Genomic DNA, 19,725 nt, shown 5'->3' with positions numbered 1-19,725 from the left:
TGAACTCAGGCGTCGCTGAGTCGAACGCATCGCCAGTCTTTCTTGCCAGCACGAACAATCATTCCATCGTTGATCTTCACCCAGGTTGCTTTGTCAGCGATGGTTTCCTTTTCGTCTCCGTTAAGAACGAAAACAGCTCCCCCTTTGATGCGCTGCATCGCGACACTCGTTGATGGCACTAAGCCAATCTCTTTAAGAAGCTGAGCGGCCTGAACGCACCCATCTTCATTCAACAGGGATCGAGAGAGTGTGACTTCTGGAATGTCAGTTGGAAGTGAGCCTTCTCCGATCTCTTTCTGCCATCGCTGAACCGCTTCTCCAGCAGAACTCGCGTCGTGGTACTCGGCAATGATCGATTCAGCGAGTCGAAACTTGGCTTCCTTGGGATGCCCTGACAGAATTGTGTCGACTTCCTGCATTGGAATGTCAGTGAGCAGTTCGAAGAACATGCGCATCACTGCGTCTGGCAATTGCATGAACTTCTTGATCATCTCATATGGAGATTCCGAGATCCCAATATAGTTTCCGAGACTCTTGCCCATGCGGCGAGTCCCATCTGTTCCGACGAGGATCGGCGACATCATTCCGATCTGCTGTTGGAGCCCTTGCGTCTTCTGCAGATCGCGAGCGAGCATGAAGCTGTAGAGCTGTTCTGTCCCACCGAGTTCAATGTCAGAGCGGATCACAACCGAGTCCCAGGCCTGCATGACCGGGTACAGACATTCATGCAGAAAAATCGGGGCTTCAGCTGCCATGCGCTTGGCGAAATCGTCGCGTGTCAGCAACTGTGCGATCGTCACTTTTCCGCAGAGCTGAAGGATATCGACCAGTCCCATTTTGCCGAACCAGTCGCCATTGCGGTGGATCTCGGCTTTTGAGAGGTCAATAACTTTGCCGACCTGATCGAGGTAATAGGTCGCGTTGGCTTCAACTTCCTCTTCGGTCAGCTGCTTCTTTCTGGCTTCATCTCGCCCGCTGGGATCTCCAACCATTGCGGTTGCATTCCCGATGATGATGACGGCCTGATGTCCGAGTTCCTGAAACTGACGCATCTTCCGCAGTGGAACCGTATGCCCCAGGTGGACGTTCGCCGCAGTTGGGTCGATCCCATACTTCACCCGAAGAGGAGTGTTGGTATCGCGACTTTTGGTCAGCTTTTCCTTGAGCTCGGCTTCTGGAACAACCTTCTCAACTCCACGCATCAGAACTTCGAGCTGCGTTTCAACTGCAGGAAAAGACATTGGGCACTTCTTGACGTCGTTCAGGTGATAAGAATGCGAATAACGGCAGGGACATATCCTAGAGCATTTCCAGAAACCGTGTAGCCCCTCTGGCACGCGGGATTCAGCTTTTCTTCTCCAGAGAAGGCTGCTGCGCGGCCACCTGATAGACCGAAACGGTCTAAAACAATCCGCTCTGGATCATAATGGATAGGTAGAAAAAACGCAGGCAGCCGCGAGATTCGCGGCTGCCTTTTCCGAACACAGGATTCCAAATCGATCCGAGTTCAGGTTGATGTCAAAGTTTCGACATCAACGAATTTCGATATCACTGAGCTTCGCCCAGCTTTTTCGCCCATTCGCTGGTCGGATAGTCCTGTTGCAGTCTGCTAAGTGCTTCCGCACCGCGATTAGGTTGCCCGACTGCTGGCCACAGCTTTGTCAGATTATACAGGGCTTCCGCATGCAGATCTGCATGAGCAGCCAATTCCGGAATCACATCGACATGCAGGTAAGCCAGCAGAGCTTCTTTGTTCTTCTGGACATCCAAAGAGAGAACATTTCCGAGCTGCAAGTAGGACTGAGCCAGAACTCGACTGTCATTTGCAGTGGCTTCAGCGACAACCTTCTGCAGAACCTCTGTTGCCTGGGCGGAATCATTCTTCAATTGCAGGCACTCTGCCTGGCCGAGCATTGCTTCCAGAAGAGCATTTTTCTCAGAAGGAGTCGTCCCCTTCGAACTGGCGACGGAGTCAAAAATCGCTTTCGCTTCGTCGACTTTCTTCTGATCCAGTAACGCCCGGGCCGTTCCGTTCTTTCCGATCATTTGCAGGTCTGGCCAAGGTGCCTGTTGCAAACGATCAAATGCAGACTCGGCATTCGGGTGGTCGTGAATCAGCAGGGCGGTTTCGCCGAGTAATTGCTGTACTGGATAGAACCTGTAGTGATCGCGGCCAGCGTTTGAAATCGCATTCAGTTTTTCGATTGCCACAGAAGCCTGAGCTGGATCAGCTTGAGCCATTTTGGCCAGTGTTCGAGCCATCAGGAAGTTGATTTCTGCTTTGAGGTTTTCTGACCCGCCTGCAGCAAATGCTTCCTGATACCCGGCCATCGCGTCATTCAGACGACCGGAGTTCTCGTTACTTCGGGCGAGGTTCAAAATCGGTGGTTCACCTTGAAACTCGACTTTGACGATTTCATTTGCCGGAATTTTCTCCTCTTTATTTCCAACCTTCTGTGTGACGACCACTTCAGCCTTGGTGATTGAGGTGATCTGCCCTGCAAATCCACGGGATTCACCGCGTTTGAACACGGTGTCGAGGTCGGCTGCCTGCAACGTGGCCGATGTCAGTGCGAAGCAGGACAAGACCAACAGATTGGAGCGAAAACGTGTCATCGTGTTTGACCTGAACGTTTGATGAGTCATGCGAATGAAACCGGGACCTGTTCGGTCTTGTGAATCGAAATTGCGAGAGTCAGGGAAGCGATCGTCCTCAGTAAATCCGATTATGAAACAAATGGATTTGGAGGTGTCGGCGGGTTCCCTGATTTCGGTGGCCGTGGAGCTGGGAACGGTGGTTCCCCTCCGGCGGCCGATGGCTTTGGTTTACTTGCTGCTGGCTGTGGTTTTGCTGCTCCAGGCTGAGCCGGTTTCGGAGCGGCAGGTTGAGTTGCACCTGGTGCTGCCTGAGGCTTTCTTGCGACCGGTTGACCGGCGCCTGTTGCAGGAGCTGTCGCCGGTGCGGCTGGCTTGGCGACAGGTCGCGGTTGACCTTCAGGTTTCGCAGAAGCCGGCGCGGCCGCTGCAGGGCCGGTTGGTGACGCCGGTCTCGGTTGTCCTTCTGGTCGCGGCGCAGCTGGCCGTGGGGATGCTGGTTTTGCCGCCGGTGGAACGAAGGTTGGAGCTGTCCCCGGAGGACCGCCAACTGGTGGTCTGGCAGTTGCAGTTGCACCTGTTGGAGCGGGCTTCGCAGTGGCTGGTTTCGCTGTCGCCGGTTTAGCGGCATCTGGCTTTGGAGTCGCTGGCTTCGCGGATGCCGCAGCTGGTGCTCCCGTTGGTGCCGCAGGACGAGAGACTGGCTTGCTGGTTGCCGGTGCAGATTCAGTCAAGGCGTCGAAGGATGGGAACGCAGGTCCAGCCGGAGCGGCATGCTTGCTTGAGTGGCCATTTGAGTGACCTGCATTGGCTTTCAATGGCCCACCACTCGGAGGAGCAAAACTGGCTCCTGCCGGAGGAAGAACAGGTTCTCCACCTGCTGTTGCGATCGACCCGTGCTTCTGATTCTTTCGCATTTTCTGTGAGACGATCCACGCGCCGATTGCTCCCGCACAGGAGAGAACAACGACCAGAATCACCATGATCGGGCTTTCCGCTTCTTCTTCGGGAGCCTTAGCCGCTGGGGTTTGAGCAGCAGTTTGCGGAGTTGTTGTGTCAGCGACTCCTTGATCGTTTGTCTGCGTTGGATTCGCCGTGGAAGGGTCTCTGTTTGCCAGTTCGCGAGGCAAGTCAATCACTGGCTCGCCAATCTCGGCCAGCACCGAACGGTAGAGTGCGTTGAAACGCTGATACTCTTCGTCAGGCCAACGCTTTGAAACTCGCTGGAAGCTGTTGATGTTGGAGAGCGCGCGATCGAGGTGGAGCCGCGATTCTTTCACGTCGCTCAATGCGAGACCAAACAGCTTTTCGGCCTCTGCCTGGTTGTAGCGTGCGTCAAAGTGCAGTCGTTCAATTCGCTCTTCTTTCTGGCGGAAGAGAGCCTGTTGCAGAGACTGTGCGGTGTAAGTCCACCCCCAGATGTGCTCCGGAGTCTTCTGTCCGTACAAAGCGACGTTGAACTTATCTGCCTCACCAGTCGCCTGAGCCCAACTCTGATAAAGCTGTGCGGCTTCAAACTGGGCATCTGGTGCGTTCGGGCTGTTTTTCAGGACTTCAATAATGACTTCCTGAGCCTTGGGGAAGTCCTTCTGATTTCGCAGGCTGTTGACCATTCTCAGTTTGGTTGCGACGAGCTGCGGTGCCGTAGCGAACTTTGGATTCTTCGCGGCATTTTCGATGATGGACTGATAGGCCCCGGCAGCTTTCTTGTAGAAGTCTTCTGCCTTTGCCGGGGTGTCGGATGAACCTTCTGCAAGACTGCCGAAAGTTTCCCCAATCCACAGCAGGGAATACAGAGTCTGACCTTCCTGACGCTTCAGAAGGTCATTCAGAAACGACTCGAACCCGGCTCGAACGCTGTCGAGGCGTTTGGTGTCACCAGCCAGACGAAGCCGGTCCAGTTCTCGTTCAAGTTCGCGGCCGAAGTCAACGAAGACCTGTGTTAAAGCGGCTTCATCGCCACCGGCTGCAACTTCTTCCAGCTTGGTTCTGGCCTTATTCGCTTCTTCCAGATTGTTTGTGCCGATGTAAGCACGCAGCAACTGCTGGTAAGCGAAACTTGCCATCTGACGGCTTGTTGCTTTGGCTGGATCAGTTGGGCGTTTCTGTCCTTGTGGGACGTCAACCGCCTTCAGGACCGGGTGCGGATCTTTCAGCAACAAATCCAGTGATCCCGGTGGGCCTTTCGGGTCCTTTTGTTGGAACAGACCGTCGAGGTTGCGAATGTTCACCAGGGTCAGTTTTGCACCGATGAGGTCGTCCGAGAGCGGGCTTCCTGCTGGAACAGCTTTCTGGGCCTCGTCCAGACCTGTCGTCAGGTGCAGGATCGCCGCCTCTTTCCACTTGTTGAGTTCTTCGGCTTTAGGGGCCTCTTCTTCGGCCTTGGAAACGGCAGTCACATACTGACGCCAGTACGCTTTCCCTGCACGAACCTGTGCATCTGCGTATTGGGCCGTCCCTTTCGGGATCTTCTGCCACCATTCAGCCGCGGTCAACAATTCGTTGTTGTTCCAGAAAATCTTGGCGACGGTGTTTCGAGCGTCGTTCGCACGGTCAGACTCTGGCCAGCGTTCGCAAATCTGATTTGCAGCAGCGATCACCTGACTCTCTTCAAACTGGCGTTGCCCTTCTGGAGCCGCGCTATAGGCGTGGTCAAAAGCGGCCATCATCAGGAAGCCAGCTTCTTTTGCGAACTCGGAGTTTGCATCTCCATGCCGCAACATCTGATCTTCAGCGATGATTGCGGCTTCGTAATCGCGTTTCTGCAGCAGATATCCATAGGCGAGTCGTAACCGTGCCGTGTTGACCATCAATGGGTCGGAGGCTGGTTGGGCCAGTTTCAGGGCAAGGTCGTACATGCGTGTCATTTCGGCACTGGTGGCCATCAATGACTCATATTGAGCGAGTGCTTCCTTCTGCTTGCCTTCCGCCTGCAGTTTGCGAATCTGGGCGTTGACGACAGAGACCTGTTCGTAGAGTTGTCCGCCGTTTCCGTACGCTGTATCAAAGTCTTTCGGATCTGACGGATCACGATTCATGAGAACCAGAATTCTCTGGATCAAGCCAGACGACGGATTCTTGAGTTCCCCAGGATACCGATTGATGGTTCGAGCGCGGTTCAGAGCTTGTGTCAGGTAATTCTTGCGAGTTCCCTCTGGAATGTTTCGGTCGGTTCCCAGTGCTTCCTGAGCACGACAGAGTTCCCACTGAATTCCCAGGCCGACATCGGATCGAATTCGTTCACGAGCTTCTTTCAGCCACTGTTCGGCTTCCTGAATCACGAGCTGATAGTCGTTACGGTGGGTGGTGTTCAAGCAGATCAGGCGGAATCGCAATGCGCGGTCACGCAGATTTCGCATGGCCGGAGTCGATCCTTCGTGCTCAAGAATCTCCCCATAGATCCCCAGCGCGATACGGATTCCTTCTGCGTCTCCCTGTTCTTCAAAGCATTTTCCCTGCCAGATACGAGCAAAGAGTCCGCCTAACTGGCTGCGGTATTTCTGGTGAATGACCTCGAAAGCGACTGCGGCATCCTGCAGGAGTTTCTTACGCTCCGGGCTGCCTTTGTCGTATGTCTGTGCGTTCCAATAGATGCACTGAGCGAGATCGAGCTGAGACCGGATAAATTGTTCTTCGGCTGCGTCACGAGCGGCTCGCTCTGCCTTCTGGTCTTCCGGAATGTAGGCAGGGTATTTTCGCCAGATTGCTTCATGCTGTGTCTTGGCTTCTCCAAAGATCTTTTGCGCGCTCGCAATTGCAGTCCGAGCGGATTGTCGCAGCTTTGCACGATTCCCTTCGTTTGATGGCTTGTCGCCATCCCAGATATCGACGCGGGCCTTTTCCATGAGGATCTGCCCACGAGCGGTGTTGGCCCGTCCGGCGAATTCGTGGTTTGGGTTGGCCTTCACAAATGCTTCGAACGCTGCTTGAGCAGCATCCAGCTGTTTGCGCTGGGAGTCGAGATTCTGAAGTGTCTTTGCGCTTTCGAGCAGGGTTTGTCCCCGTTCGAATGAAAGAACTTTGCGAGAGTCATCAGGCAGCGTTTTACTCGCTTCCATCTGGTCCAGATAGAGGAGTGCGGAGTCGTAATAGCCGCGGGTACGCAGGCCATCGAGGAACTCAAGGAATGGTTCAGCTGCAGAGATCTGCTGTGATGAACTGGCGATTCCCAGAGAGAGAGCTATCGCAGTCAGCAGTCGCCTGGTTGGCCATGCCGGTCGTCTGTGTGGGAGAAACTGCATGATAGAGAAACTGCCATTCTTTAGTATGGTGCATCACCTGAACAGTGAACTCGCTCGATCGTGTTGAAAATGCTTGCGTTCTCGCTGCGCCGATCCATTGGACGGGATTGGAAACGCGCGAAATCGATTCGGATTCAGGTCGTTCAGTTACTGGTGACGTTTTATATCGATCTGTCAGTCGTCCAGATCACCTCTGACGTCTGAATTTCACAGACTTCAGGAAGGCCGGTCTGATGTTTACGGAACGATTGGGGTGTTCCGTAAAGTGAACAGATTCAAATTCACTTTACTGTTTTTCTTATCTGAAATTCAAACGATATCTCGACTCTTCTTGATACGACGGAGCGCGAGGGCAAGTTTTGTTTCGTCACTGAACCGGAGGAATGATCCCTGTTTGGTGCTTGAATCTGGGGGGAGTCGTGTACTTCCGGGTGGCTTTAATGCCGCAAACCAAGCCGGTTGTCGAGTGAATCCAATGGATCAGGACGACGCGGATCTCACTGTCTTATTACCCCTGTTGCGGCGCTTTCTTTCGTGCCAATTTCGAAAAAACGTCAAGACAGATCCGATCCGTCTCGGTATGATGCCGGTGCGGTGCAAGTTCTGGCTAGTTCGAATAGTTGCGTCACGTCGATTATTCTATCGCGGGTCTCAGCTGGCGGGTTCAGCAACTTGAATTGTTTCGTCAGCCTGTCTGTTTCGTATGCTCCCACTCGTTTTGCGGAAATGAAGGCATTCATATGCGGTCCGATTTGGATCTGGCCTATTCCCATTGCGAGCAGATTTCTCGTCAAAGCGGCAGCAGTTTTTTCGTGGCATTCCGGCTGCTCCCTCGGTCGATGTATCGCGAAATGTGTGTTCTCTACGCATTCATGCGGCGTACTGATGATTTGAGCGATGACCCTCAGGTGCCGGTGCCAGTTCGAATCGAACAACTTGCTCGTTGGCAGCAAGAATTGGGAGCGGCTCTCCACGGGGAATTTGTGGCGAGTCGTGAGTTGACTGCACTCGCGGATGTGGCGATGCGGCGGCAGATCCCTGAGGCCTACCTTTTCGAGGCAATCAACGGCGTGCGGTCTGATTTGCAGCCACGCACATTTGAGACCTTTGCGGAACTGGAACACTATTGCTATCAGGTCGCCGGAGTCGTCGGTTTGAGCTGTCTGCGGATCTGGGGTTATGAAGATTCAGAGCCGCGAGAATCCGCAATTGCCTGTGGAACAGCGTTTCAGCTCACCAACATTTTGCGTGACCTTGGGGAAGATGCCGCCAATGGGCGAATCTATCTGCCAGCCGATGAACTGTCCCGGTTCGGCTATTCCTCTGAGGAATTGAAGGCCGGGGTTCGTAACGCAGCGTTTCACGATCTGATGAAGTTTCAGGTGGAACGTGCCTGGAGCTATTACGACGCGGCAATTCCTTTGCGGCACAGGCTTTCACCAGAAGGCCGTAAGATCTACCGCGGACTGTTCGAACTCTACAGCTCTTTGCTTGAGCAGATTGAACGCGCTGATTACGACGTCTTTTCGCGACGGATTCGACTCTCGTTCTGGAAAAAAGCACGTATTGCGGCGCGCTGCCTGTTCAGCTGGGATCGGGTGCCGTTCGGCGTGCGTTCCGAGTCGCAAATGTTCGAGCACGTGTCTCATTAAAGGCATTCCGCCTTCAGGTGTCATGCTCAGTATCTCGGTCGGGCGTCTGCTGCGATCGCGTGTTGTTGCAGCGACACTCCGTTCCACTGCTGAATTGCCTTAATGCTCTTAAATGAAAACACACTGCTCGCCAATGTGACGAGCAGTGTGCATGTTTCGCACCATAAGACCGAGTCGGTCTAGAATTGGCTCAGGACAGGGAGTCCGTTGACCATTGTCACTGGACAACGTGCTGGTTCCCTCGCTGCAGCGGCTTGCAATTCCGCCATTGGACAGCGGCTTGCAGTCTGGGACGGAAGTGGTGGAAGCTCTGTGTGGAAAGAAGCGCTTTGGGCGTCGGCTGAGTGTGGAGGAGGAATATGGACCAGTGAGTGAATGTTCCCTTCGACGTGAACGCTTTGGAACTGACCGTCGTTTGGTTCGATCTGTACGGGGATCTCTGAGTCCGGGAACAGCATCGTCGAGAGGACTTTGACGTTGATCTCACGTCCGGGAACAAGTGTGAACTTGAGATGCGAGAGCAGGATTGCCAGTGTGATCTTGAACTGCATCATCCCCAATGTGGCCCCGACGCACATTCTGGCGCCGGCACCAAACGGGAAGTACGCATAGGGAGACGGAGAAATTCGATCCCAGCGTTCCGGGATAAATTGCTCCGGCGATTCAAACAGCTCTGGCATGTGGTGAGTAATGAGCTGGCTGAAAACGACGATTGAACCACGTTGCAGTTGAAACGGCCCGAGCGTCATGTCTTCTGCGGCGACTCTTTGTGAATAGGCCGATGCAGGGAGAATTCGCATGCTCTCCTTGATGACCATCTCCAGATAATTCAGTCGTCCGAGGTCTTCTTGAGTCGGGATCCGCCCGTTCAGTGTTTCTTTAAGTTCGCAGTGAAGCTGAGCCATTACTTCCGGATGCTGTGCCAGCAGGAACAGGATCCAGGTGAACGTGTGAGATGATGTCAGGTGGGCAGCGCCGAAAAGCAGGGCGATCTGGCCGATCAGTTCGTCCTCGGTGATTCGTCCTTCTTCTTCGTGAGCGTTCAGAAGGAGCGAAAGAACGTCGCCGGTTCCGCGATTTTCCATGCGCAACTGAATCATTTTGCGAATGGAGACTTCAAGTTCTTCAGCGGCTGTCAGCAGCTCCTGATACTTGACCGGGTCACGAGTGTCCGGATCAAAGGATTCAAATCCGACTTCATGGTTCAGGTCGACCCAGCGTTCGGTCAATTCGCCAACGCGGATTGCCAGGTCGGGAATGTCGAACCCAAAGAGAATGCTGCTGGTCAGTTGCAGCATGAATCTGGTCAACTCTGCAGAGACATCCCAATCAGTCTGCTGACTCCAGCGATTGAGCAGCTTGACGGCATGGTGGACGATGGCATCGTGGTAACCTGCAACGGCCTTCTTCTGGAAGACTTGCATGACGATGCGGCGCTGTTGTTTGTGGCTGTCCCCATTCATCGTCAGCAGACCACTGGTCAGACGACGTTGGGCCGAGTTACGTGGACCACGAACGGCGAAGAATTGCGAATGAAATCGTTGAGAATCACCAAGCACCTGCCGGACAAATGTCGGGTCGAATGCGAAGTGAATCTTTTGGGCCCCACACTGAAACTCTGCAACATCACCGTGGCTCTGCCATAAACGTCGCAGGAATGTCAGTGGGTTAGCCGAAAAATCTTCAAGGCGACCTATGGTCGTTTTGTCTTCATGACTTGCAACAATGGTGCCAGAAAAACTCATACAGGCCTCCACAATCCCGTGATCTTCCCAGGATTTGGTGATCGAAACAAAAACACAGCGGCAAGCCAGTGTGATTCCCTCCTTAGTAAATAAGGTGCATTTGGCGCTAAAAATAACACCCAAATTGCGCAATCCATTAGTTCAGTACCGGGTGACTCTGCTGCTCATTCATTACCGCATGGGCGGTCCAGCAAACGCAATCCCAAATTTTTTGATTCTGAACTGTGCTCTTACGCAATCTGTGCTCGGGAAACGGACGACTCTGCTCAGATCCTTGATAAGACGTCAAATCCGCATGCGAAAGTTACACGAGTTGTTACGGTTATGCCATATCGAACAAGTTCAAATCCGGCGGAACTTGCTTTAGATAGACTACATCAGCCAGATTGACTGGCAATCTGCAAGTTGCCCATTTTGTTAAAATGGGCTGTCTTACGGAAAGTGATGCGGCACGATGTGACTGAACCTCGTTCAGCTGAAATTTGATCTCTCTTTGACCGAAGCGGGAAAAGTACCTAAAACGTCATTTCTTCGTTTGAACTGCTCCTGACGCATTTCCTTTTGAACTGTGTCGTTGAAGAAATCGCGGGTGAGACAGCGTTGCCGGATCTGGTGTTGCTGGTTCTCCGGCAGTCCTGCTAAAGATCAGTCGATTGCGTCTCATGTGATGAAGTTTTGGCGGACACCTTGTTGTGGCACGGGGTTTCTAGTGCCAGTTGAGTGATTCCCCCGGAAACGGTGCTTGTAAGGAGTTTTCGTTGAAACTTGCTCGAGAGATTTCTGGTCCAGTGGCCGTCATTGGCGACGTACACGGACAAATCGATCAACTCGGGCGTGTCCTTGATCAACTCCGTTCACTTCCTGATTATCAGGACCGCTGGATTGTTTTTATCGGCGATTTGGTTGATCGAGGGCCAGACCCAAAAGGCGCAATTGAGATGTTCCTTCAACTCTGGAAGGAGCATGAGCGTACGACACTCATTTGTGGAAACCATGAGTTGGCGATGGGAGCGGCGTTAAATCTGGTCGAGACCCCCGATTATTGTGATTGGAGTGGTCGCTGGCTGGACCACTACGGCTGCGGCCCAACTTTTCGCTCGTATGGAGTTGACGATGTTGGGGACTTTGAGGCCTTGCTAAGCAAGATGTCAGAGGATCACCGGCAGTTGCTCTCGGATATTCCCTGGTGTGTCGAGCATCCAGAGTACTTTTTTGTCCATGCTGGACTTGATATTTCGGTTCCGTTTGAAATTCAGCGGGAAATCTTGCGGGAACGTGATGTCACACTGAGTCGCCCTCAATGGCTCTGTTCGCGCTCATTTACATTTCAGGAACCCCCGGCGGACTGTGAGCAGATTGTGGTCTCTGGGCATGTTCGGGTTCCACAAGTGACGTTTGGGATGAAGCGCCTTTTGGTCGACACCACTGGTGGCGAAGGAGGCTCGCTGAGTTGCGTGCTACTTCCAGAGAATCATGTGATCCACTCAGATCCAGAGATGGGCCGACCTCCAGCGCCGTTGGCAGACGTAAAAGCTCAACCGCTCATGAAGAAGAAAAAGAAATGGCTTTTCTGGTGAGCCTTGAGGTTCGGCGACCATAACGTCTGACCGAGACGCCACTTGTCAGGTGCAAAAACGAAAAGGGCGTAACCTGTTGGTTACGCCCTTTTCATGCTTACAGACCGAACAGGTCTAGCTTGCTTTGGTTGTTGCTGGTCGTTGTTGGCGATGATCGCGGCGAGTTGGTCGTGCTGCCATCTCATACGACATTCGTTGAGGAATCGCTGTCTTCGCCGAAGTTGTTTTCACAACCGGATGAGGCTGAACTTCCGTGTCGACTGTTCGCCAGTTCCAGACCGCATAAAAAATTGTTGCTCCTGCCACTGAGACGCTTGCAATGGTCAGCATCGGATGGAAGCCGTGGTGGTCAATCATCCAGCCGACAGCGGGAGCCGTTGTCATCGTTCCCAGGTCGATCGCAGCGAGGCAGAGAGTCGTTCCTGTCCCTCGATACGCTTCTGGAAAGGCGCCTGCTCCCAGGGAAACAATACAAGGGAACAACAAGGCGTGCCCGTATCCAAAGCAGATCGCTGCTGGAAGAAACTGCCATTCCTGAGTCACGAACAACAGGAGAATCTGTCCAATTGCGTGACTTGCCAACCCGTACACGATCATATGGTGGCGGCTGACTCGTTGACTCCAGCGTCGGGTCATTAATCGCACCAGAAACGCGGTTAACGCATACGCTGAGAAGAACGTTTTAATTCCACTCAGACCCAGATGAGTCGCATATCGTGTCAGGAAGATCGTTGTTACGGTCAGAACGAGGCCCATCATCAGGGTGACGACGAGCAGCATCGGCGGCCAGTATCGGACAAACAGTTTGTGGACTGCTGGTGTTTCTGCCGGACGTGTGTGAACAAGGTCGCGAGTCATATAGATGCCCAGTCCTCCATGAACCAGACCCAGCAGTGTGGTCAGGCCGAAGAGGGTGAAATAGAGCGCGTTTCCTTCAGGAAATGACTGAAAGACGATGTCGCCAGCAAGTGCCCCGAGGATCAGTCCAAGGAACCCTGCTGCACCGTAACTTGCAATAATCTCTGTCCGCCGATGTGGCGGAGCAAGCCCCTGAATGTGAGCAAGTGCACATGTCAGCATGCTCGCCAGTCCGATCGAGAAGAGAATTCGAGCGACTGTCAGTGTTGTGCCAACCGATGTGGTCGTCGCGATCATAAGTGATCCGGCGAAGTACATCAGGGTGCTGGCGATCCAAACCGTGCGGACACCAAAGCGGTCCATCGACTGTCCGAGAAATAGACGCCAAATCAGGGAACCGACGAGACCAATGCTGATGATCTGGCCTGTGATCGCTTCTGTGCCGCCGAGGAATCTCACGAATTCGGCGAAGCGAAAGGTCAGTGTGTTTGCCGCAACTAAAAAGAGGTTTGCAGCAAAAGCCAACCAGAAAGTCTGGTTGTAGATAGAAGACGACGACTCTATGGAGTCGGCCGTGGTCGTATAAGACATTTTTTGAAGCCCGGTCCTGCCGAGGCTCCTCCAGAAAAAGGTTCTGATCCGAATCGGGGACCAGTGCCGAAATCCTAACACGTTCGCAGTTGAGGCAAAGATGACTTTCCAAGACTTTATCGATTTGTCATCCGGAAGACGCCCCGTCGCGTAATTAAGATCGGCATTTTTTCTGCTGAAGACTTAAAATCTCAATTCTGAGAGTCGAAGTGTCAATTTTAGCGGAAATTCACTCGTTTTAATTGAGGGAATTCCTGTTCTCCTGTGCGAATGATTTCCCTGTGGTGAACGAGGTGCCATTGGAGAGTTCACTTTCAATGGCACTTGACCAGCATTAGACCTCTTGGAATGACCTACTATTTGAACGAGTATCGAGGATTGCGGCGGTCGAAGTCGCCTGCAGTCAGACCAACATTCGTTTTAACGTTCACGTATGTGTACTCTTCAATGAGAGGAGCTGGCTGGCCTGGTTGTGCCGGGAAGCCATAGTTCTCGATACGAATTGGCAGGCGGGAATTCTTCTCGATGAACAGCCTGCTCATGTGAAATAGGAACTGCTTGCGCGGGATTGGATGCGAGACTTCGATGACTTCGCAGTCCGCATTTCCCATCTTTGCTTGAGGGTAATATTTCACATCGATTTCCCCGTAGCGTGATTCGATCTGCCATTGGTTCAGGACAAGTTCCAGCATTCGACGCATGCCCAGGTCTGTAATGACATGGCGATTTTCAGCCATCACCTGTGGGCTGTTGAGGTCGAGAGGAACCGTTCCCACAATCGCTGCGAGTCCAGATGCTTCGTGAGCGAGAAGTTGATTGTTGTTCTGCCCCTGAACATACAGAATCTCGCGGCCCGGATTTGGGTCTTCATACCGCAGGTAGACGCTGAACGGGGCTTCCTTGATTCGGATGAAAATCCTTTGGGTCAGGAGTTTGCCGTTGACGAGTTCTTGTTTGATCAGAGTCGACTCATAGTCCGTGACCTGTTGCAAAACACGGTAGGACTGCTCGGCAAGTTGAATCGCCGGAATCAGCGGATGCTCTCCAGCCTGCTGTTGCTGGTTTGGCGTTTGAGGAGGAGTCTGCTGGGCATTGGCTGATCCTGTGCCTGTGAGCAAGCTCATGCAGATCAAAGTGGCCCGACCGCTCCAGCGTTTGCAGCAAGAGGCAATTCGGTACATGGCAGTGCTCCCCATTTCTCTGACAAGTCAGAGTTCAGCTATTAAAATCGATCGATTCAGATTGAGTTGATCAAACTGTCCAATCGATCTGTCAGTAATTAAATGTGTGATGAACGGATCTCTTTTGAATGTCAAAGATCCATTCGATTACGGTCGATTCGGCAAACGAGGATCGTCATGTGTCCCACTCCAGATGGGAGGGAACAACGAACCTGTCGGCGTGAGTTTCGATTTGATGCTTTCGAGGTCGAATGATCGCTTGCGCTGGTGCAGGATCAGTGAGCCTGAGGATTTCGGTGGTGCAGTTTCTCCGCTCCATGCTCGGAACAAGATGGTCTCGTCGCCATAGACGACTCGATAGAGTCCGGTGGTGATGTTTTTCAACTGGAACTTTCCAGCCTGATCTGCGGTTCCCTTCCAGATCAGCTTCTGTCCCTGCCAGATTGAAATCAGAGCGTCGTCTTCGACTTCCCCCTGCTTTTTAAGCTGTCCTTCAAGGGTTCCTTCTCGTCCTAACAGCAAGTCCACGATTGTCGGCTTCTCTGGCTTCTTTACGCGCGAATTCCGTGCGTCCTGCCCCATTGATAAATCAGGCAGAATCAGTGCAGCCATTGAGACGGCGAGAAACAGGATGTGCGTTGAGATGGACATCAGTGAACCTTCCGTGATTCAGCCGCTACCAATTGGTGAGATGTGATATCAGCTCTATTTCGGGGTCGGCGAAACAGGCTTGTAATCTCCCACTTAATTGGGATTTTTTGTGATTGCCACGCGATTCAAGCAGGTGATCATGAAGAACTTGCCTGACTTGCCCTTCGCCGTGGATCAGGAAGTGGGTCCAGGCCCAGCTTTCCCGGTAATCGTCTCTGGTAATTTCCCTAAGTGACTTTAAGCCTTCCAGATGCGCGAGGTTCGGCTTCCAGTCGGACTCGATCAGGGATTTGAGTTCAGGGAGATAGGGATTCCCCTCGGTTCGGTCAGATTGCGCGACTTCAAAGTATTCCGCCAGCCCTTCGTCCAGCCAAAGCGGCAACGATTCATAAACGTTGTGAAGGACCGCATGCGTGCATTCGTGACGCAGATCGTTCAGTAGTTCTGAATGCTGATACACCAGCACACGGGATTCATTATTTTCATGCACGAACAGTGCGTTGCGATCAACGGCTTCCGGGTAATGCTTCTGAACATACTCGAGGTATGTTTCCCGTGACGCGAACAGATGGACTGTGACTCGTCTGGAATCCTGTGGAAGTTGCAGGAGTGTGATGACGTCGGTTTGCACGAGAGAGATTTCGCGCAGAAGCGAATCTCCCAATTCCTGTTCGATTGGAAATTCGGAAAGCAGCACGATTCCCTGATTCGCGTGAGCGCTTCGAGCGGGAATCAGATCTGGCTGCCAATACGCCAGAGCCACAGACGCACATCCCAGTAGCACGACGGCTGACCAAACGGCTCTGGATGTGGTGTGGGATTGGACCATCAGTTACGTGCTTTGAAGGGCGAACAGGAGTTCGGTGTCAAATTGAGGTGTTGCTGGAGCCTCGTGAGTTCACTGCTGTCTCATGAGGTCCGGGTGTCGCTCAGGTGAAGTGTCAGTTTCGTGTGAACGACCGGCAGAATTTGCCGAGAGACGGTGGGGATTCTTATCCGGTTTTGTCGAATGGGGTCAATGTCGAATTTGAGATCTGTTTCCCTTCGACCGCTGAAACTTGAATGAATTCGAGACTTATTGACTCAATTTTTAAAGCTGCCATATACTCCGGCCGCATATCGTCCTTGAATTGCCTCGTTTCCGAAGAATGCATTCGCCATTCCAGATTCGCAGACAAGGCGCAACTACTGACTACTGCAGACTTTCAGCTTCAATTCGAAAAACTCACCGTTAGCAAATCATGGATTTGATCCTCCCGTCCTGTGTCACAGGATTCCGTCTGTTTCGGACCGGAATCGTTGCTGCGCAGAAAACTCGCGACCATTTTCGGTCCAGATAACGTCGTTTCAAACCTTCAACTGATGCACGAGGCATTAGCTGAAGGCACTGATTGATTCAGTGTCATTTCGTCCCTACTCGCGAACGGATTCCGCGTGTCGAAATACCGACCGCAATGTGCAGGAAGCCTGCTGCTTGCGCTAGCCATTTGGCTGGTCGCAACGTCAGTGGTGCGCGCACAGGAGCCGTTCAATGCGACGTCACCTGCAACTTCACAAGGGGCGACATCCGGGGGGCAGCTGGGCCATAGTCTGGCTGCGGAGAAGACGACGGCGTTTTCGGGACAGGATCAGGCATCGTTGGTTCTGAAATCCGATTTCACGTCCGGGTTTGATGACGGAGATGAATCGGTTCTCATCCTGAAAGGGAACTGCCAGATCACATTGGGGCAGAAGCAGTGGACGGCTCCGCTGATGGTTCTTTGGGAACAGCCGACCGAAGGCAGTTCTCGCAAACGGATTCTTGCGTATCTCGAATCGAACTCAGAATTTTCGGCAGTTGCGTTAAGTCCGACACATCGAGAACAGAAGCCTTACCTGTTGGTCGAACTGGAAACGTCCGGTCCATATGAATGGCACGGACGGTCACCAGTTAAAATCAAGGGGGCGATCGAAGATCCTGTCTATCAGCGCGCCCGTCAGCGTCGTGGGGAACTCGGACAGAACATTCAACTGACTCAATATTCGTTTGAACGACCCGGCGGGATGTCTCCAATCTCGGCCGATCTCGCACAGATTCCTTCATCTCCGCCGGACTTAAGCGGGAGTTTCTTTCCAGCCCCGGGGCCACAGCGGATTCAGCAGCATGTGACAATCTCCCCTCGTTTTCTGGGGGGACGACTGGAAGCCAAAGGGGAGATCTCGGAAGGATCGATCCCGCCTGAATACGTGGTGACGCTGACTGGCGGTGTGAATATCGTTGTCGACAACGTTCCGTTGAATGTGGGCGGTCAGATGGTGCTGTCGCGAGTTGACCTGACAGCAGATCGGGCGGTGATCTGGACCGATGCCAACCATATTGGCGAGTTGGGTGGATTCGATATCGATTCTCAGACGCCGTTTCAGGTGTATCTGGAAGGGAATATTGTTGTTCGACAGGGGAATAACGATATTCGAGCCTCTCATGCGTTCTACGATGTCAATCAACGTCGTGGCCTCGCGATGAATGCGGAATTGCGAACCATGTTGCCTGATCTACAGGGAACATTGCGTTTGCGTGCGGCGGAAGTTCGTCAGCTTTCCGAGAACAAATATCAGGCGAAAGACGCCTTCTTCACAACCAGCGAGTTCGGCAAACCGAAGTACCGGATTCAGGCGAGCGATGTCTTTCTGGAAGAACAATTTCTTGGACCACCGGGGCGGATTGATCCTGAAACGGGTGCGCCTGCCGGGGGAATGTTCGTCGCGACCAGTTTGAACAATACGATCTTCGTTGAAGATGTTCCGATCTTTGTGGCTCCGTATCTCGCAAGTCCGGCACAGGACCCACAGATCCCGGTGCGGAAATTCAATATCGGCTATTCCGGGATGTTCGGAGCCACAGTTGAAACGGCCTGGGATCTGGAAACCATACTGGGATTGCGATTAGATCCGGGTATCGATCTACAGGCTCAGGCGGATTTCTTCTCGCGTCGTGGGCCCGGCGGTGGGGTGCGGTCGAAATTTGAGTTTGACTCGCTCTTGTTTGGGAATCCTGTGCGGAACGAAGGATGGGGGCAAGCGTACTATCTCAATGATCATGGCGAAGACAATCTGGGGTTAGGCCGCAGAGACCTGCCGTTGGCAGACGACAATCGTGGTCGGGTGATCTTCCGGAATCGCACGACATTCAGTGATTTTACCTGGTTGCAGTCAGAGATCGGTTACGTCAGTGACCGCAACTTCATGGAGCAGTATTTCGAACCGGAATGGGACAATCAGAAAGACCTGGAAAACTCTCTGGTGCTGAACCATCAGATTGACAATGTCACAGCGACTCTGATGGGCTCGATTCGTTCGAATGACTTCACGGATTCAACCAACTGGTTGCCTCGTGGAGATCTGACGGTCCTCGGACAACCGATTCTGAATAGCCCGGTGATCTGGAACTCGCACTCCATGGTCGGATATGGCCAATTGAAGCCTGCCGAAGCTCCATTCGATCCGACAATCGACCCATTCCAGCCATTGCCATATTTCGCCAATGTCGAAGGTGAAGTGGCAATGACTCGGCATGAATTGAATATGCCGTTTGATCTCGGGCCTGTGCATGTCGTTCCGTATGTCATGGGAGAACTGGCACACTGGGGAGAGGATTTAACGGGAAGCACGATGGACCGCGCCTGGGGAACGGCCGGGATCAAAGCGAGCGTCCAGTTCTCGAAGTATATGCCTGAAGTGCGCAACTCCATTCTGGGGTTGAACGGGCTGGCTCACAAAGTTGTGTTTGACGCCGAGTATTACTACGGAGACTCGTCGGAAAGTCTGGATCAAGTCGCGCAGTACAACGCATTTGATGAAGATGCTCAGGAGCGATTCAGGGAGCGACTTTCTCCAGTCGAATTGGGGGGCGCTCCGGTGCCTGCCTATATGGACCCAAGATACTATGCAGTTCGCTCCGGAGCAGGTCGGTCGATTACCGGAACAACTCATGAACTCGTTGATGACCAGCACACACTCTGGTTGGGAATGCGACATCGCTGGCAGACAAAAGTGGGACCAGCTGAGGATTCACGCGTTGTCGACTGGATGGAGTTTGATCTGGGAACGGCGATTTTCCCGAATGCAGATCAGGACAACTTTGGCGAAACATTAGGGCTGATCAACAGCCGCTATGCGTGGCATGTCAGCCAGCGGACCTCGTTCGTTGCGAACGGCGTCTGGGACATTTTCGAGGACGGCCAACGGGTTTGGAATGCAGGGATTCTGCATCAAAGATCCGCCAGAGGAAGCCTGTATCTCGGCTATCGTCAGGTCAATGTCGGCTCGATTGAAAGCCGTCTGATCACTGGAAGCTTGTCTTATGTGCTCAGCCCGAACCTTTACGTGATGACAGCGGCGGCTCAGTTTGACGTTGCAGAGGGGATCGATCGTGGAGAGTCGGTCACTATCACGAGAATCGGAGAGTTCTTCCTGCTGCACTTCGGAATTGGCTATGACCGCAGCCGAGACAACGTCGGCGTGGCCCTGTCGCTGGAGCCGAAGTTTGGAAGCTACGGAAGTAGCTCAATGCAGCTGAACTCCCTCCTCGGAATTCGCTAGGGCCTTGTCAGGCTTTGTTGTCTCCTGAAGTCGCTTATACGGGTTCTCAGGACGCC

At 53.0% G+C, this 19,725-nt stretch carries 11 protein-coding genes; 3 read left to right on the top strand and 8 right to left on the bottom strand.

The window, feature by feature from the left end:
- Nucleotides 1–5: 5 nt before the first annotated feature.
- The 3 genes from tyrS to SH527x_RS09125 all read right to left on the bottom strand — a co-directional run bounded on the left by tyrS (nucleotide 6) and on the right by SH527x_RS09125 (nucleotide 6,836).
- Entirely contained in the window at nucleotides 6–1,241 is a 1,236-nt protein-coding gene (gene tyrS / locus SH527x_RS09135; protein ID WP_437194350.1) for a tyrosine--tRNA ligase, read from the bottom strand.
- Between the two features lie 307 nt (nucleotides 1,242–1,548).
- A complete protein-coding gene (locus tag SH527x_RS09130) occupies nucleotides 1,549–2,616 on the bottom strand; it encodes a tetratricopeptide repeat protein (protein ID WP_437194349.1) in 1,068 nt (355 codons plus the stop codon).
- A gap of 110 nt (nucleotides 2,617–2,726) precedes the next feature.
- Nucleotides 2,727–6,836: a hypothetical protein gene (locus SH527x_RS09125; protein ID WP_437194348.1), complete on the bottom strand. Its 4,110-nt coding sequence runs from the start codon at nucleotides 6,834–6,836 to the stop codon at nucleotides 2,727–2,729.
- A 740-nt stretch (nucleotides 6,837–7,576) separates the two neighbouring features.
- Here SH527x_RS09125 and SH527x_RS09120 point away from each other — a divergent pair.
- Nucleotides 7,577–8,488, top strand: a complete 912-nt coding sequence (locus SH527x_RS09120) for a phytoene/squalene synthase family protein (RefSeq protein ID WP_437194347.1) — start codon at nucleotides 7,577–7,579, stop codon at nucleotides 8,486–8,488.
- A gap of 179 nt (nucleotides 8,489–8,667) precedes the next feature.
- On the opposite strand, the gene SH527x_RS09115 is transcribed toward SH527x_RS09120, so the two are convergent.
- On the bottom strand, nucleotides 8,668–10,233 hold the full coding sequence (locus SH527x_RS09115; protein WP_437194346.1) for a cytochrome P450: 1,566 nt from the start codon (nucleotides 10,231–10,233) through the stop codon (nucleotides 8,668–8,670).
- A 758-nt stretch (nucleotides 10,234–10,991) separates the two neighbouring features.
- On the opposite strand from SH527x_RS09115, the gene SH527x_RS09110 reads away from it, so the two are divergent.
- The gene (locus tag SH527x_RS09110) at nucleotides 10,992–11,810 is read left to right on the top strand and encodes a metallophosphoesterase (RefSeq protein WP_437194345.1); all 819 of its coding nucleotides are present in this window, start codon (nucleotides 10,992–10,994) and stop codon (nucleotides 11,808–11,810) included.
- Nucleotides 11,811–11,924: 114 nt separating this feature from the next.
- Here the strand turns inward: SH527x_RS09110 and SH527x_RS09105 are convergent, their stop codons facing one another.
- The 4 genes from SH527x_RS09105 to SH527x_RS09090 all read right to left on the bottom strand — a co-directional run bounded on the left by SH527x_RS09105 (nucleotide 11,925) and on the right by SH527x_RS09090 (nucleotide 15,920).
- On the bottom strand, nucleotides 11,925–13,259 hold the full coding sequence (locus SH527x_RS09105) for an MFS transporter (protein ID WP_437194344.1): 1,335 nt from the start codon (nucleotides 13,257–13,259) through the stop codon (nucleotides 11,925–11,927).
- A 356-nt stretch (nucleotides 13,260–13,615) separates the two neighbouring features.
- Nucleotides 13,616–14,440, bottom strand: a complete 825-nt coding sequence (locus tag SH527x_RS09100; protein WP_437194343.1) for a DUF1571 domain-containing protein — start codon at nucleotides 14,438–14,440, stop codon at nucleotides 13,616–13,618.
- A 147-nt stretch (nucleotides 14,441–14,587) separates the two neighbouring features.
- Nucleotides 14,588–15,091 (bottom strand): hypothetical protein, encoded by a 504-nt coding sequence (locus SH527x_RS09095; RefSeq protein WP_437194342.1) that lies wholly within the window; start codon nucleotides 15,089–15,091, stop codon nucleotides 14,588–14,590.
- A gap of 25 nt (nucleotides 15,092–15,116) precedes the next feature.
- A complete protein-coding gene (locus SH527x_RS09090; RefSeq protein WP_437194341.1) occupies nucleotides 15,117–15,920 on the bottom strand; it encodes a hypothetical protein in 804 nt (267 codons plus the stop codon).
- Between the two features lie 605 nt (nucleotides 15,921–16,525).
- Here SH527x_RS09090 and SH527x_RS09085 point away from each other — a divergent pair.
- Nucleotides 16,526–19,669 (top strand): hypothetical protein, encoded by a 3,144-nt coding sequence (locus tag SH527x_RS09085; protein ID WP_437194340.1) that lies wholly within the window; start codon nucleotides 16,526–16,528, stop codon nucleotides 19,667–19,669.
- Nucleotides 19,670–19,725: the final 56 nt, after the last annotated feature.

It is taken from the genome of Planctomicrobium limosum, from assembly GCF_051465645.1.
In the GTDB taxonomy this organism is placed as follows: Bacteria; Planctomycetota; Planctomycetia; order Planctomycetales; family Planctomycetaceae; genus Planctomicrobium.
This window is presented reverse-complemented; position numbering and strand designations above follow the sequence as displayed.